Source organism: Chryseobacterium sp. BIGb0232, from assembly GCF_024810195.1.
Lineage (GTDB): Bacteria > Bacteroidota > Bacteroidia > Flavobacteriales > Weeksellaceae > Chryseobacterium > Chryseobacterium pennae.
Map to the genome: position 1 here is coordinate 49,910 of NZ_JANUEH010000015.1, position 16,634 is coordinate 66,543.

Here is a 16,634-nt window from a genome sequence, read left to right on the forward strand (position 1 = left end):
GAGTTGTAATTATTGATTTATTTATCTTATTCTTCTTAGTGTATGGTTTTGATGTGGGGGAAATAAAAAAACTATCTCAATTTGAGATAGTTTTTAAAAATTTTTAAAAAATGGATTTTTAATTAACTCTTAATCCAGCTCTTAATCCATTAGCTGCTACTACAGATTGCATTTTTGTTTTTTGCCCTGCAGTAAACATATATAATGATTTGTCATTAGAGTAATCCATATAATTCATAAACATTACAGATCTCTTCACGCCATAGCATGTATTGTAAAGCGGATAAGTTGGGTTGCCCGTATTAGAAGTTGTTTGGGTAGGAGTATCTGCAATAAGGTCATCTCCACATGTTGTATCTCCCCAAATATGTCTAAGTCCCATATAGTGACCAACTTCGTGAGTAGCTGTTCTTCCTAAGTTAAAATTAGCAGATGTTCCGGTTTTACCAAAAAATGGAGCTGCTATTACGATACCATCTTTCCATGTACCAGAATCTTCAGGCCATGATGAGTAACCAAGGATATCTCCTCTAGTATTAGGCATACGTCCCACTACCCAAATATTGAAGTTGTTTGTGGTATTTGTAGCATCAATTCCTCCTGTAGATGCTTTCTTCATTGTATTGTTGTTAACATCTGTTGTGCCCCATGATGATTTTGTAGTCGATTTTCTAACTGTATTCACTAGTTTGAATCTTACCTTTACATCACCTGCTTTTACTCCTTGAAACTCTGTAGGTATTTTTGAAACATCAGTGTTTGTTCCACCATAATCAGCATTTAATACGGCAATCTGCTCTGCAATTCTTGTATCTGATACGTTCTCAGCAGTTGTGCTGTATAATACATTCACCACTACAGGGATCTCAACAGTTCCGTCTGCTAGAACTTTTCCCATAGCCATGTTTTTGGAAAAATTTGTCGCATTAGCTTCAAAATCAGCAACTTTTTGTCTTAATGCCGGATTGTTTTTTAAGGCTTCATTTCTCATTTCTTCTGAAGGACAATTTCTTTGTGTAGCACTGAAAGGAGAAGAAGCTTCTGAATTCATTGGTGTTTCATTTTGGTTGTTTACGCTGTCATTATTACAGGCAGTCATTAATCCCAGAGCAAGAGCTCCAAATAATAGTTTTTTCATATCGCTTTTAAATTTTGAGATTGTGAAATTATATTATTTGAAATTTATATGCAAATTATTTTGTATTTTATTTAAATTATTCTCATTTAATAGTTGTTTTAGTTGTGTATTGTTTATTTAAAATAGCATTATATTGAATTTTAATTAAAATCGAATATATTTGATGTATTTCACAATTAAGTGGGTTGAGTGAAATAAAAAAATTCTATAACGAATTATTTTTATAGAATTTTTTTAATATTACTATTAGTTGGCAAAGCCATTTTTAATGGCAAAAACGGCTAGCCCAACACGGGTTTTTAAATCCAGTTTTTCACATAGCTGATCTCGGTAGCTTTCTACGGTTCTGGGGCTGCAGCACATTCTATCTGCAATTTCTTTATAGCTAAGCTCAGTTACAGTATATTTCAGGAATTCTTTTTCCCGCTCAGAAATTTTTATGACTATTTCTGCTTCATTAGCTTTGTTGAGGTTCGAGAATATGATCTTAGAAGCCCATTCAGGGTAAAAAAAACCGTCGTTATTTAATCTTGTAAGTGCTATTTCCAGGTCTTTTGGATGGGTGTTTTTTAAAAGATACCCCTTAGCTCCATTTTTAATCATTTTGATCACACTATTGTCGTCGCCCTGCATACTGAGTGCCATTACTTTGATATCCGGATGATTTTTGGAAACCCAGGCAGCGGTTTCAAAACCGTCCATAATAGGCATACTCACATCCATAAGAATGATATCCGGAATTGCATTTCCTTCTTCAAATTTTTGAATGAGATCTTTACCGCTTTCGCAGACATAGATAACTTCAAACTCACCGAAGTTACCGATAATTCCTTCCAGGGCTTTAGCAATAAGTATATGGTCGTCAACAATTACGATTGTTTTTTTCATGGCTGTTTTTTTAAAATGATATTGAGTTGGGTACCTATATTTTCTTCACTTTCAAGAAGGAAGTCAGCACCGATGATTTCCGCTCTGTTTTTCATATTGGTGAGACCTATTCCGTTAGATTTTGTCTGGTTGGTATCAAATCCGACTCCGTCATCACGAATGGTGAGCTCCCAAAGTATGTTTTCTGAGGTATTCAGACTGATGAATATATTTTTGCAGTGAGAGTGTTTTATACTGTTTTGAATAAATTCCTGAGTGATTCTCAATAAAAGGTTTTTATGCACAAAACCCAGATCCAGCTGGTCAAAATTATGTTCAAAACTGATCAGACATTTCTTGAGTGAATTGGTATTGTCAACCTCTTCCTGAATTAACGTCACGATTTCCTTTTGGCTGATATTATCATCTGTAAGAGTTTTTGAAAGGCTGCGGAGATCCTGTAGAGACTGATTGATAATTTGTGAAACCTGGTCAATTCTTTCACTGGCTTCCGGAACCTTGTTCTCATAAAGCATCTGTTGTACATATAAACTCACTAAAGTCAGTTTTTGTCCGATATTATCATGAAGTTCGCGCCCGATCTGCTGCATGGTGGCCTGCTGGATTTCCAGCTGAGTAGACAGAAGCTCTCGCTGGTGAATTTCATTTTTCATTTCAATTTCATTCAAATATTCTTTTTTTCGCTGTCTGTAATTCCGGATATAGATAAATATGGCAACTACAAACATCAAAAAAAAGATGTTGAATGAAATAAAAGTTATTAAGAGCTCTGTTTTCCCCATATGAATGAACTTGCAAATAAAATATACATAACTGCTCCTGACACCTGGAAATATATAAAATAAATATCCCAGATTTCTATATATTTCCACAGGAGAGAGTTAAATGCCATAAATGGCTGATTGGCAATATAAAAAAGTGTTATTCCCAGATTAATATAAAACATTTTATTTTTACTGAAATTGAGAATGTCGGATGAGTTAACCTGTTTATAATACTCCATGATAACAAAAGCCATTAAGAACAGACAGCCTATATTATAATTGAAAGAAAAGATAACTTTCTTTTCCGGAAAAAAAAGAGCCTTGAGAAGATATGTTAAAAGATATGCTCCCGTCATAATATAGAACAGTTTTACTTTCTTCAGAGATTTTTTTGCATACAGCCAATAAAAAAATATAAACTGCAACGGAATCACAAAGTAGTTGTAAAAATATATCCGGTCTATTTTAAGTGGTTTTTCTCCCCATTTTACAGCTGATTCGCAGAGGAAAATAAGAACGAGATAGATGGCCAGATATTTCCAGTGTTGTTTTTTTACACGGTTGTAATAAATCAGAGAGACTAAAGCTGCAATGCCTTCCCCCACATACATGAATGATGCAAAAATTTTTTGTATCTCAGTCATACTGTGTTTAAGAATATGAAAGGTAATTAATAAGATTCATTGATCGAGGGTGATGGTGGAATAAGCGTTCCACTATTTTCACCAAGATTACTTGGTTTGGTGCTTTTACGTGCATTTAAAGCAACAGATTTTCCTTCGTTGTGCAGAGAATTAAAATCATAGTGAAGCGATTCTCCCTCAGTATTTTCTCTTTTCATCGTTGGTATCAGAACCAAAGTATGTCTTTCAGAATATTCCTGCGGGACAGGGTGGCTGTCCATAATCTCCCAGTCTTCAATTTTTGGATAAGCGGCATAATAAAATCTGATTCCCAGATCTTCCTGTGTACACTCAGGATTTACAGCCCTGGCTTCCTGCTCTATCAGACTGATAAAATCTTTCAGCTTAGGAAGATCAAACCATATGGAATGGGCATCATCTATCCCCATAGCTTCATTAATAGCATTCATCTGGTTTTGACGGTAGTTGTCGATAAGAGCTTTAATCAGATCATTTGACATTACTCCTGATCCCGAAGAATTGTGCTCATTAGTAGATTCTGTTTTCATAACTTAGTTTTATAGTAGGGTATCCTTATTTTCGCAAATTTCGCAAAAAAAATCATAGAAAACAGAATAGGAAATAGGGAATTATACTGTTATTTTTACCGTGTTTTTACGGGTTGTATGATTCAAAAAAAATACAAATAAAAAGTTATAAAGAACAAAAACGGAGAAAAGTTCTCCGTTTATACTTAAATGCAACCATATTTTTTAGGATCTCTGCAAACCAGACCTGCTGTACAGCAAAGCCCTGTAGGACAGTTCCAGAATTCGTCACATGCAATCATTGGAGGAAGAACTCCACCATCAATTTTCTTTAATTCCTGTCTTTTTAACTTTTTCATACTGATTTTGTTTGAGTTATTAATTTGTTAGAAAGATAAAGGTAATTATATTTCACATTGAAAAGATATAATTTAATAAAATATATTCTAATGATTGGAGTTTGTGAGGATTTACCGGTTTAATAATCTTATTTTTTTAGCATTAATCAAACTTAAACAAGAGATATTAAAAAAATAAGTGCCGCAGATTTCTCTACAGCACTTATCTACAAAAATTAATGTATATGAAAAAAACTACTTTATTCTTTTATTGTTCAGTAGGTCTGAATACCAAGCCCGTTTCTACAAAATAATCCAGGGTTATTCTGTCACCATCGTTTACATTTCCTGCAAGGATTTCTTTAGACAGTTTATTCAATACCTCCTGCTGGATCACTCTTTTTAAAGGTCTTGCCCCAAATGCCGGATCGTATCCTTTTTCCATCAGATAATCTACTGCATCCTGAGTAAACGTCATGATGATGTTACGCTTTGCTAGCATTTCATTAAATCCTCTCAGCTGATACTGAACGATTTTTCCGATTTCTTTCTTTCTTAAAGGCTGGAACAATACAATCTCATCAATTCTGTTCAGGAATTCAGGCCTTAATGTTTGTTTTAAAAGATCAAAAACTTCATCTTTGGTTTTATCCACAATCTCATCCTGATTCTCCTCGGTTAAGTTTTCAAAATTCTCCTGAATTAAATGTGAACCTAAATTTGAAGTCATAATGATGATTGAATTTTTGAAATTCACTACACGACCTTTATTGTCTGTTAAACGGCCATCATCTAAAACCTGAAGTAAAGTGTTGAAAACATCTGGATGTGCTTTTTCGATCTCATCTAAAAGTACTACTGAATAAGGTCTTCTTCTTACCGCTTCAGTCAATTGTCCGCCTTCATCATACCCTACATATCCCGGAGGCGCTCCTACCAACCTGGAAACACTGTGACGTTCCTGATATTCACTCATATCAATTCTGGTCATATTGTTTTCATCATCAAATAAGAACTCAGCTAATGCCTTTGCAAGCTCTGTTTTACCTACACCGGTGGTTCCTAAGAATAAGAAAGATCCAATTGGTTTTTTATCATCACTCAATCCAGCTCTGTTTCTTCTGATCGCATCTGCTACAGCCTCAATAGCTTCATCCTGGCCCACAACCCTGTGGTGGAGTTCTGCTTCCAGATTCAATAATTTATCTCTTTCAGACTGTAATAACTTGGTTACAGGAATGCCTGTCCATTTTGCAATGACTTCAGAGATATTTTCAGAAGTTACTTCCTCTTTGATAAGTTCATTCTGATGATTCTGCATTTCGAGTTCAAGTTTTGCCAATTCATCTTCTTTTTCACGAAGTTTTCCATATTGGATTTCCGCTACTTTGGCATAATCTCCTGCTCTGGAAGCTCTTTCAGCCTCTAATTTCAGAGATTCAATATCTTTTTTGATCTGGGTAAGATCCTCACTTTTCTGTTTTTCTTTCAGCCATTTGGCATTGATCTCGTTTCTCTGTTCGGAAATTTTAGCAATGTCTTCTTTTAAATGGTCAATTTTGGTTTGATTGCCTTCTCTTGAAATCGCAGCCAATTCAATTTCTAGCTGCATCAGTCTTCTGTCTAAAACATCCAGTTCTTCTGGTTTGGAGTTGATCTCCATTCTTAATTTAGCAGAAGCCTCGTCGATAAGGTCAATTGCTTTATCCGGCAAAAATCGGTCTGAAATATATCTTTGAGACATTTCCACGGCAGCAATAATTGCTTCATCTTTGATTCTTACTTTATGGTGAGCCTCGTATTTATCTTTAATTCCACGAAGAATGGAAATCGCAGATTCTGTGTCCGGTTCTTCCACCATTACTTTCTGGAAACGTCTTTCTAAGGCTTTATCCTTTTCAAAATACTTTTGGTATTCACTCAAGGTAGTTGCTCCAATTGCTCTTAATTCACCTCTGGCAAGGGCTGGTTTCAGAATATTGGCGGCATCCATAGCCCCTTCACCGCCTCCGGCACCCACTAAAGTATGGATCTCATCAATGAAAAGAATGATCTGTCCGTCAGATTTGATCACTTCATTCACTACAGATTTCAGACGCTCTTCAAATTCCCCTTTATATTTTGCTCCCGCGATCAATGCTCCCATATCCAATGAATACAAGGTTTTATTCATGAGGTTTTCAGGAATATCACCACTGATAATTCTGTGAGCAATCCCTTCGGCAATAGCTGTTTTACCTACACCTGGTTCTCCAATAAGGATAGGGTTGTTTTTTGTTCTTCTGGAAAGGATCTGTAAAACTCTTCTGATCTCTTCATCACGCCCGATTACCGGATCCAGCTTTCCTTCAGCTGCTAACTCATTGAAGTTTTTAGCATACTTATTTAAAGACTGATAAGTTTCTTCTGAACTTGCAGAAGTAGCTTTGCTTCCTTTTCTTAATTCTTTAATAGCTCCTTCCAATAGTTTTTTAGTTACACCCATGTCTTTCAACATTTGAGAAACTTCGGAACTGGTTTCAATAAGGGATAGCCATAAATGTTCAATCGTTACATATTCATCACCCATTTTTTTAGCGATGTTGGGCGCGTCCAGCAATACTTTGTTTGCTGATTGTGAAAGATAAATATTTCCTCCCTGTACTTTTGGAAGCTTTTCTAAATTTTCGCGGTTGCGCTCTCTTACTAAATTGGCATCTGCTTCAGACTTTTTTAATAAGAAAGGTGATATATTTTCATCTACCTGAAAGATTCCTTCAAGGAGATGTTGAGGTTCAATACTTTGATTACCGAATTCCATGGCAACCTGTTGTGCTGCTTGGATGGCTTCTTGTGATTTTACAGTATATTGGTTTAAGTTCATATTTTATATATTTTTGGTAATGATTCGTTTAAAGTTTTGTTTTAAAAAAACATCAAGAAACTAAATTTTCAGGCTTAGCTTCTTAATGCCTATCAATTATTTAATCATGTAATCGAAGAGTGTATCGCAAAAACCATTCAATTATTAAATTTACAAAAAATATGGACAAAATTTCCGGATTATGTATTTTTAACGATAATTTAACTTGACAAAATTTCCGATTCTATAAAAATTTCCCTGAAATTGATGAACAAATAGTCAGCTTAAAGAAGAGAAGCCTGAAAAGTAAATTTGGAATTCACTGAATTTGCTGGATTCCAGTATTCAATTTATTTCAGAATAACTACTTTTGCATTTTTACAGATGGAACTTAAAGAAAAACAAAGGAAAATATTAAACGTAGCAGTAGAACTTTTCAAGGAAAAGGGCTATATGGGAAGCTCTGTTAGAGATCTTGCTACGAAGCTTAATATCAAGGCAGCATCCTTATATGCGCATATCCGTTCAAAAGAAGAAATTCTGGAGTGGGTTTGTTTTGGTATTGCACAGGAGTTTTTCGATGAGCTTCAGAAAGTAAAAAATACAGATATTGTTCCAAGGGAAAAACTGAATTTGTTTTTAGATAAACACCTGTCAGTTGTTCTTAAAAACCGTGATGTTACCCACATCTATTCCATAGAGTGGAGACATCTGGAAGAAAGACTTCCTGAATTTATAGAATTAAGGAAAAATTATCAGCAGGAAGTAGAGCAGCTGATTTCCGAAATCTACCAGGCCGAAAACTGGGAACTGAAATCGCCCTCCTTTACAACAAGATTCATTCTTCATACCCTGAATAATTCTTATTTCTGGTTTAAAAGAAGCAGTGATTCTACAGATGAGATTACTGAAGAAATAAGGGATAAAATTCTTTATGGACTTCTGGGGAATCAAAGCAAGTAATATAGTTTTGTCATTCTGACGAATGAGGAATCTCATAATTATCAGATCTTACTTAATATTTAGTTTTACATTTTAAAGAAATTTTCTTGAGATTCCACGTTCATTTCATTCCGCTTTGAACGGTAAATAGCATGTGGAGCAGCTTCTATCAACTTTTCCGTATTTTTTTGATTTGTAATGATTCATGAGTAATTTCAAATTAGTTATTTAGAATCATTCAAAATATGACGAAAATCATAAAAATTTTGCCAGCTTCCAAAATCTTTTTAAATTTACACCTAACAAATGTTAGTTAGTTTTATGGATTTTTCAGTTGAATATCTGGAGCTGGGTCAATTGAGACAGCTTCAATCCGACCGGTTAGTAAATCTCATGGGTTATCTGAACGAGAAATCGGAATTTTATAGAAGAAAGTTTAATGAATTGCAGATCTCTCCACAGGAAATAAGGTCAATTGATGATATCACGAAACTTCCGATTACTTATAAACAGGATTTAAGAGACAATTACCCATTCGGTTTATTTACAGTTCCTAAAACTGAACTTCAGAGGATTCACTGCTCAAGTGGGACTACAGGAAAACCAACAGTGGTGGGATACACTAAAGAAGATGTAGATCTTTTCAGTGAAGTGGTGGCAAGATCATTACATGCAGCAGGGGCAAGACCGGGAATGCAGCTGCATAATGCTTATGGTTATGGGATTTTTACCGGAGGTTTAGGGCTTCATTACGGTGCAGAAATGTTGGGAATGAGTGTTCTTCCTATTTCAGGAGGAATGACAGCCAGACAGGTAGATCTTATTGTAGACTTCAAACCGGAAGTAATCTGCTGTTCCCCATCTTATGCTTTAACCATTGCTGATGAATTTGCTAAAAGAGGAATTTCTGCCGATGAAATCAGTCTTAAGTATGCAGTATTGGGATCAGAACCATGGACAGAAATTATCAGGGGGCATATTGAAGAAAGATTGGGTGTTCATGCAACCAATATTTATGGTTTGAGTGAAATTATCGGTCCTGGAGTTTCTATGGAAGACTTTGAAGAAAAAGGAGGTTCTTACATTTGGGAAGACCATTTCTATCCTGAAATTCTGGACCCAATTACCAAGCAGCCTGTTCCGTTTGGGGAAGAAGGAGTGCTTGTAATTACCACATTAACGAAAAAAGCAATGCCGCTTCTGCGTTACTGGACGAATGATATTACAAGTCTTTACTATGATGAAAATGCCAAAAGAAGCATGGTGAAGATGAAGCCGATTATTGGCAGAGCAGATGATATGCTGATCGTAAGAGGGGTAAACGTATATCCAAGCCAGATTGAAGAGGTATTTTCTCATGTAAAAGGAGTGGTTCCCAATTATTATTTAACTCCAATAGAAAAAGAACATATGTGTGTCGCCTTAGATATTGATGTTGAAATAGATGATGAGCTGGTCAATACACAAAAAATACAAGCAAATACCGATGATTATTTTAATTTTGTCGGAAGCTTTGGGAAAAATATTGAAAACGAAATAAAAAAGAGAGTAGGAATCACTACAAAGGTGAAAGTTCATGCTCAGGACAGTTTGCCGAAGTGCGAAGGTGGAAAAATTAATAGAATACTAAAAAAATAATGAATTCATTTTATAAACTTAAAACTGTAAAGGTTCAGAAGGATACTTCAGACGCTGTGAATGTAGCGGTAGAAATTCCTGAAGAACTGAAAGACAAGTTCAGGTTCAAACAGGGACAGTACCTTAATTTCCGAATGATGATCAACGGAAATGAAGAGAGACGTTCTTATTCTATCTGCAATGCTCCAAGCGAAAAAAGCAATACCCTGGAAGTTTTGGTGAAATTGCTGGAAAACGGAAAAGTATCAGGATATTTCAATGAGCATCTTCATATGGATGAGATGCTGGAAGTAATGCCTCCAATGGGAGGTTTCAACACTTCTTATCACCCTACCAATATAAAAACTTATATAGGATTAGCTGCAGGAAGCGGAATTACACCGGTTTTATCCAATATCAAAGAAAGCCTTTATCAGGAGCCTAACAGCAATGCTTACCTGTTTTACAGCAACAGAAGTATGAATCATGTTTTAAGAAAGGCTGAAATTGATAAGCTGGTAGAGCAGTTCAACGGAAGACTGAAAGTGATTTATCTGGTAAGCCGTGAGAAACATGAAGATCCGGTTTTTGAAGGAAGAATTTCCGCAGAAAAATTAGATCAGCTGTTTGAAAGATACACCGAGATCGATGTAAAAGAAGCAACTTATTTCATTTGTGGTCCTTCAGAGATGATTAAAGGGATTGCAGATTATTTAAAGAAAGATAAAAAAGTACCGGCAATTCAGGTTCTATTTGAATATTTCACAGCCCCTGATGAAGAGAATACGGAGGAAATGAGTGATGAATTCAAAGCGATTGCCAATATTGAAAGTATGGTAACGGTCATTATTGATGATGATGAATATTCATTCCACCTTAATTCCAAAAAAGAGAGTATCTTAGATAAAGCATTGAAAGACAATCTTCCTGTGCCTTTTGCATGTAAAGGAGGAGTTTGTTGTACGTGTAAAGCGGAAGTTTTGGAGGGAGAAGTTTTCATGGAGAAAAACTACGCGCTTACCGAAGATGAAGTAGCCAGAGGTTACGTTCTGACCTGCCAATGTCACCCGACAACAAATGTGGTGATGCTTAATTATGATGTTTAATTCAATTTGAAAATGTGCTAATTTGGAAATTTGAAAATGGGTAATAGTTTATTCTCAGTTTCTCTAAATAATTTTCAAATTAACTAATTCTCAAATTCTCAAATTAAAAGATTATGGACTTAGAAAAATTTGTTCAATACGTTCACGAAGAAAATAAAGTAGAGCCAAAAGATGTAATGCCCGATGATTACAGAAAATTATTGGTTCGCCAGATTTCACAGCATGCACATTCTGAAATCGTAGGAATGCTACCGGAAGCCAACTGGATTTCCAGAGCTCCATCATTAAGAAGAAAAATGGCACTTCTGGCTAAGGTTCAGGATGAGGCAGGACACGGTTTATACCTTTATTCTGCAACAGAAACCTTAGGAAACGGAAGCATCAGAGCAGACAGAGATGCTACTTACGATGATATGCTGGAAGGAAAAGCAAAATATTCCAGTATTTTCAATTATCCGACTCTAAGCTGGGCTGATATCGGTGCTATCGGTTGGTTGGTTGATGGTGCTGCCATTATGAACCAGGTAATGTTGATGGGGAACTCTTACGGTCCTTATTCAAGAGCGATGGTGAAAATCTGTAAAGAAGAATCTTTCCACCAAAGACAAGGGTATGAGATCCTGATGGCGCTTTGCCGTGGTACAAAACAACAGAAAGAAATGGCTCAGGCTTCCTTAAATCGTTTTTGGTGGCCGGCTTTAATGATGTTTGGTCCTAATGATGACAGCTCGCCAAATTCTAAAATCTCTATGAACTACAGAGTAAAAAGAGAAAGTAACGACAGTCTTCGTCAGAGATTTATTGACGTTACCGTTTCTCAGGCTGAATTCCTAGGATTAACGATTCCGGATAAAGATCTGAAATGGAATGAAGAAAGACAGCATTATGATTTCGGAGAACTTCCTTGGGGTGAATTCATGGAAATCTTAAAAGGAAACGGACCTGCCAATAAAAAACGTATTGAGACGAAGAGAAAAGCGCAAAGAGAAAATTCTTGGGTAAAAGAAGCAGCTGCGGCTTTTGCAGAGAAACAACAAAAAGAAGTAATATAATAATGTAACAATATACCAATGTAAAAATGTAACAATCAATTGTCATTCTGAGCAAAGCGAAGAATCTCATTGGTAAACTGGTACATTGATACATTGTTAAATTAATTTGACTATGGCAAATTTAGATATGTGGGAAGTGTTTATTCAGACTAAACCGGGATTATCTCACAAACACGTTGGAATTGTACAGGCGCCAACAGCAGAAATGGCTTTACAGAACGCAAGAGACGTTTATACAAGAAGAAAAGAAGGAACTTCTGTTTGGGTAGTTCCAAGTAAATATATTGTGACTTCGGAAGGGATAGATAAAGAAGCGTTCTTCGATCCGGCTGATGACAAACTATACCGTCACCCAACTTTCTACGATATTCCAAACGACGTAAAAAATATGTAATAAGAATAAGACTTGGAGATAATGGACGAAGAGATAAAAGGCATTAAAGTGTACCTATCTATCATCTATCCGTCTATCATCTGTTAGTCTTCAAATCTACTAAACAATGAACCCATTATATAATTATTTATTAAAACTAGCAGATGACAGTTTCATTATGGGACAGCGTTTGTCTGCATGGTGCGGTGAAGGTCCTTATTTAGAGGAAGATATTGCATTAACGAATATTGCGTTGGATGAACTTGGGCAGGCCAATAACTTTTATGTGTATGCTTCAAGAGTGATTGATAACGGTAAAAATGAGGATGATATTGCCTTTTTAAGATATGAACACGAATATCTAAACGCACACTGGACTGAGCTTCCTAACGAAGATTATGCACAGACCATTCTTAAAGTATATGTTTTCTCTATATATCAGAAACTGATGTATGAAGCATTATCAAATTCTGCAGATGAAGAGTTATCAGCTATTGCTCAAAAATCATTAAAAGAAGTAAGATATCATTATACTCATACGGCATCCTGGATGAAGATTTTTGCTCAGGGAACAGAAGAAAGCCGCCAGCGTTTGGAAAAAGCCATCGAAAATATCTGGGAATATACAAAAGGACTGTTTGCCAAATCAGAAGGTGAAGATGATCTTGTTGTTTTAAATATCGTTCCTAATGTTGATGAGCTATATAAAGAGTTTGTTGCGATTACAGAGAAAGATTTCCAAAGTTTTGGGTTAGAATATCCAGCGAATCCTTTCATGCAGCCAAAATCCAGAACAGGATATCATACAGAATACTTTGGGTTTATCCTTTGTGAGCTTCAGTATATGCAGAGAGCGTATCCTGGGTGTACCTGGTAGTAAGTCATGAAAAATATGCTTCTGGGAATACTTGCTTTTTTTCTTACAGCATATGTCGTATTATGTGTGGGAATCTATTTCTATCAGGAGAAAATAATTTTTTATCCAGAAAAATTATCTGAAAATTATAAGTTTAATTTTGATGGTAGTTTTGAAGAAATAACAATCCGGACAAAGGATGAAAAGCATTTGAGTTCAGTATTATTTAAAACTCAAAATCCCAAAGGAGTTATCTTTTACCTTCATGGAAACGGAGGATCAATAAAAGACTGGAGTGAAGTCGCTCAATTGTATAAAAGTATGAATTATGATACGTTTATATTGGATTACAGAGGCTACGGTAAAAGCGAAGATCATATTAATAGTAAAGATCAGCTTTTTTCAGATGTTGAGAATGCTTACCAGGAGCTTTTAAAAAGATATCCGGAAAACAAAATTATTATTTTAGGATACTCTGTAGGAACAGGATTGGCAGCGAAATTAGCATCAGACCATCAGGCAAGATTGTTAATTTTACAAGCACCTTACTACAGTATGAAAGATGAAATGAGTCAGAAATTTTCATTTCTTCCTAAGTTTTTACTGAAATATAATTTTGAGACCAACGAATATTTAAAAACTGTTCCATCACCTGTTATTATTTTTCATGGTGATAAAGATGAGGTTATTCATTATAATGCCTCTTTAAAACTTAAAAATAATTTCAAAAAAAGGGATAGCCTGATCGTATTAAAAGATCAGTATCACAACGGAATAACAGATAATTTGGACTATCAGAATTCAATGAAAATAATTCTTGGTTCTGATAAAAAATAGAATATGAATCAGCTTTTAGATTTATTAAAAACAATTCCCGATCCGGAAATTCCGGTGATTGATATTGTAGAATTAGGAATTGTAAGAGACGCACAGGTAACAGGTGAAAATTCCTGTGAGGTGATAATTACTCCTACATATTCCGCCTGTCCTGCAATGTTTACCATTGAAGAAGATATTATCAAGATGATGAAGGAAAACGGATGGGAAGCAAAAGTAGTCACCAAAATGTTTCCGATATGGACAACAGACTGGCTGACCGATGAAGCAAGAGAAAAACTACGTGCTTTCGGAATTACGCCTCCTGAAAAAGGAGCAGACGAGAATCACATCGGGAAACCGAAAAAATGTCCACGCTGTGGTTCGGAGCATACCAAACAGATCAGCAGGTTCGGGTCTACCTTGTGTAAGGCTTCTTATCAGTGCTTAGATTGTCTGGAACCTTTTGATTATTTTAAATGTCACTGATAGGTAACACTGAATCAAAGTATCAGTTTAGCCCTAAAATTTACGGACTATGCAAAACATAACGATGATAGTGCTAGATTGTTAAATTGTTAGACAATTACATTGATTAATATTGTTAAATTAGTGCATTATTAAATATAAAATACAACACTATGTATACACAACTCGATATTGAATCGCATTTTGACGGGAAGCTTAAAATAGCTTATCTGAATCAGCCTGAAACGATGAACGCGCTTACAAAGCCAGCTTTAGCAGATCTTAAAGATTTCGTTAAAGAATGCAGTGAAGATGAAACCGTAAGATGTGTTGCTATTTCCGGAAGAGGCAGAGCTTTTTGTTCAGGCCAGAATCTTGAAGAAGCTTTTGCGGTAGGTAAAGAGCACCATGATCAGGATATTATCAGAAAAATTGTGGTAGACTACTACAATCCATTGGTAATGGAAGTTACCCGTTGCAAAAAACCGGTTATTGCATTGGTAAACGGACCTGCAGTAGGAGCAGGAGCAATGCTGGCTTTAATTTGCGATTTCGTATTGGCCAACAACAAAGCTTATTTTGCTCAGGCATTTTCAAATATCGGTTTGATCCCTGATACAGGAGGAACTTACTTCTTACCGAAGCTTTTAGGTAGACAATTGGCCAATTATTTAGCGTTCACAGGTAAAAAATTATCTGCTGAAGAATCTAAAACTCATGGTCTTGTCGCTGAGGTTTTCAATGAAGAAGAGTTTGGTCCAAAATCAATGGAAATTCTTGAAAGAATGGCAAACATGCCAACCGCAGCAATTAAGTTAACAAAGAAAGCTTTTGCTAATTCTTACACCAATACTTTAAAAGAGCAATTGGAATTGGAAGGAGACTTACAACAGGAAGCTGCAGAAACAGAAGACTTCATAGAAGGTGTAAATGCCTTTTTACAGAAAAGAAAACCTGATTATAAAGGAAGGTAAAATTCGTATTAATGTATTCATGTAAAATGTATTAATGATTTTAAAACTTGTTTACATGAATACATTTTACATTAATACATTGTACAGATAAAAATGAATATTGGAATTATTGGGGCAGGAACCATGGGTGTTGGAATTGCCCAGGTAGCTGCAACAGCAGGATGCAAGGTCGTTTTATTCGATGCTAATGCTCCACAAATAGATAAAGCACTTACAGGGTTAGAGAAAACCCTTCAGAAATTAGCTGAAAAAGGGAAAATTTCCCAGGAAAAAGCTGCAGAGATCAGAAACAATATCGTTAAAGGTGAAGCCTTACAGGATTTAAAAGATTCTAATCTGGTTATTGAAGCGATCATTGAAAATAAAGATATCAAAACCAAAGTTTTTACAGAGCTTGAAACTTATGTTTCCGAAGACTGTATCATCGGTTCCAATACATCATCCATTTCTATCACCTCTCTGGGGGCAGAACTCAAGAAACCAGAGCGTTTCATCGGAATTCATTTCTTCAACCCGGCTCCTCTGATGCCTTTAGTAGAAGTAATTCCTTCTTTATTAACAGAAAAAACTTTAGCGGAAAAAATATACAACCTCATGAAAGATTGGGGGAAAACGCCTGTTATAGCTAAAGATATTCCTGGGTTCATCGTCAATAGAATTGCCCGTCCATATTATGGTGAGGCATTAAGAATTGTTGAAGAAAATATTGCAACACCAGAACAGGTAGATGATGCAATGAAAACGGTAGGAAACTTCAAAATGGGACCCTTTGAATTAATGGACCTTATTGGAGTAGATGTGAACTTTGCCGTAACAACAACGGTTTATAAAGATTATTTCTATGATCCTAAATATAAACCATCTTTACTTCAACAGAGAATGTCTGAAGCTAAACTTCATGGCAGAAAAACAGGAAAAGGTTTCTACGATTACAGTGAAGACGCTGTAAAACCGGAAGCACAGAAAGATGATGCTCTTTATCAGCAGATCTTCTTAAGAATTATTTCAATGCTGATCAATGAAGCTGTGGAAGCTAAAAGATTAGGGGTTGCAAATGATGAAGACATCGAACTGGCCATGCAGAAAGGAGTAAACTATCCAAAAGGATTATTAGGTTGGGGAAAAGAAATCGGATACTTAAAAATCTCTGAGACCCTACAGAACCTTTACAATGAATATCAGGAAGAAAGGTACAGACAAAGTCCTTTACTTCGTAAACTATAAACTACATAAATATATCAGCTTACCAATGTGATTCTTTGGAGAAACATTGATAAGCTGATATATTG

Annotated in this window: 17 protein-coding genes; 10 read left to right on the plus strand and 7 right to left on the minus strand. The window is 35.6% G+C overall.

Annotated elements, in window-relative coordinates:
• Positions 1-118: 118 nt before the first annotated feature.
• From M2372_RS23535 to clpB, 7 genes are all read right to left on the minus strand, one after another.
• Complete coding sequence (locus tag M2372_RS23535; RefSeq protein WP_123321537.1) at positions 119-1,138, minus strand: zinc metalloprotease; 1,020 nt, start codon at positions 1,136-1,138, stop codon at positions 119-121.
• A gap of 246 nt (positions 1,139-1,384) precedes the next feature.
• Positions 1,385-2,026 (minus strand): response regulator transcription factor, encoded by a 642-nt coding sequence (locus M2372_RS23540; protein WP_123321538.1) that lies wholly within the window; start codon positions 2,024-2,026, stop codon positions 1,385-1,387.
• Positions 2,023-2,679, minus strand: coding sequence for a sensor histidine kinase (locus tag M2372_RS23545; protein ID WP_228455802.1), 657 nt, complete (start codon positions 2,677-2,679; stop codon positions 2,023-2,025). Before M2372_RS23545 ends, M2372_RS23540 begins: the two co-directional genes overlap by 4 nt.
• Before the next feature lie 107 nt (positions 2,680-2,786).
• Positions 2,787-3,434: a hypothetical protein gene (locus M2372_RS23550; protein ID WP_123321540.1), complete on the minus strand. Its 648-nt coding sequence runs from the start codon at positions 3,432-3,434 to the stop codon at positions 2,787-2,789.
• A 26-nt stretch (positions 3,435-3,460) separates the two neighbouring features.
• The gene (locus M2372_RS23555; protein ID WP_228438868.1) at positions 3,461-3,982 is read right to left on the minus strand and encodes a hypothetical protein; all 522 of its coding nucleotides are present in this window, start codon (positions 3,980-3,982) and stop codon (positions 3,461-3,463) included.
• A gap of 185 nt (positions 3,983-4,167) precedes the next feature.
• A complete protein-coding gene (locus tag M2372_RS23560; protein ID WP_165852287.1) occupies positions 4,168-4,320 on the minus strand; it encodes a hypothetical protein in 153 nt (50 codons plus the stop codon).
• A 247-nt stretch (positions 4,321-4,567) separates the two neighbouring features.
• Entirely contained in the window at positions 4,568-7,162 is a 2,595-nt protein-coding gene (gene clpB / locus M2372_RS23565) for an ATP-dependent chaperone ClpB (protein WP_123321541.1), read from the minus strand.
• 291 nt (positions 7,163-7,453) lie between these two features.
• On the opposite strand from clpB, the gene M2372_RS23570 reads away from it, so the two are divergent.
• From M2372_RS23570 to M2372_RS23615, 10 genes are all read left to right on the plus strand, one after another.
• Positions 7,454-8,104: a TetR/AcrR family transcriptional regulator gene (locus tag M2372_RS23570; RefSeq protein ID WP_228455803.1), complete on the plus strand. Its 651-nt coding sequence runs from the start codon at positions 7,454-7,456 to the stop codon at positions 8,102-8,104.
• A gap of 300 nt (positions 8,105-8,404) precedes the next feature.
• Entirely contained in the window at positions 8,405-9,721 is a 1,317-nt protein-coding gene (locus M2372_RS23575) for a phenylacetate--CoA ligase family protein (RefSeq protein ID WP_123321542.1), read from the plus strand.
• Positions 9,721-10,806 carry a 2Fe-2S iron-sulfur cluster-binding protein gene (locus M2372_RS23580; protein ID WP_123321543.1) on the plus strand — a complete coding sequence of 362 codons (1,086 nt, stop codon included), beginning with the start codon at positions 9,721-9,723 and terminating at the stop codon, positions 10,804-10,806. Before M2372_RS23575 ends, M2372_RS23580 begins: the two co-directional genes overlap by 1 nt.
• Before the next feature lie 113 nt (positions 10,807-10,919).
• The gene (gene paaA, locus M2372_RS23585) at positions 10,920-11,858 is read left to right on the plus strand and encodes a 1,2-phenylacetyl-CoA epoxidase subunit PaaA (protein ID WP_123321544.1); all 939 of its coding nucleotides are present in this window, start codon (positions 10,920-10,922) and stop codon (positions 11,856-11,858) included.
• 112 nt (positions 11,859-11,970) lie between these two features.
• A complete protein-coding gene (gene paaB, locus M2372_RS23590) occupies positions 11,971-12,252 on the plus strand; it encodes a 1,2-phenylacetyl-CoA epoxidase subunit PaaB (protein ID WP_034679196.1) in 282 nt (93 codons plus the stop codon).
• 106 nt (positions 12,253-12,358) lie between these two features.
• The gene (gene paaC, locus M2372_RS23595) at positions 12,359-13,108 is read left to right on the plus strand and encodes a 1,2-phenylacetyl-CoA epoxidase subunit PaaC (RefSeq protein ID WP_123321545.1); all 750 of its coding nucleotides are present in this window, start codon (positions 12,359-12,361) and stop codon (positions 13,106-13,108) included.
• 6 nt (positions 13,109-13,114) lie between these two features.
• The gene (locus M2372_RS23600) at positions 13,115-13,924 is read left to right on the plus strand and encodes an alpha/beta hydrolase (protein ID WP_123321546.1); all 810 of its coding nucleotides are present in this window, start codon (positions 13,115-13,117) and stop codon (positions 13,922-13,924) included.
• 3 nt (positions 13,925-13,927) lie between these two features.
• Entirely contained in the window at positions 13,928-14,392 is a 465-nt protein-coding gene (gene paaD / locus M2372_RS23605; RefSeq protein WP_123321547.1) for a 1,2-phenylacetyl-CoA epoxidase subunit PaaD, read from the plus strand.
• Positions 14,393-14,544: 152 nt separating this feature from the next.
• Positions 14,545-15,345: an enoyl-CoA hydratase/isomerase family protein gene (locus M2372_RS23610; protein WP_123321548.1), complete on the plus strand. Its 801-nt coding sequence runs from the start codon at positions 14,545-14,547 to the stop codon at positions 15,343-15,345.
• A gap of 93 nt (positions 15,346-15,438) precedes the next feature.
• Complete coding sequence (locus tag M2372_RS23615; RefSeq protein ID WP_115972724.1) at positions 15,439-16,569, plus strand: 3-hydroxyacyl-CoA dehydrogenase NAD-binding domain-containing protein; 1,131 nt, start codon at positions 15,439-15,441, stop codon at positions 16,567-16,569.
• Positions 16,570-16,634 lie beyond the last annotated feature (65 nt).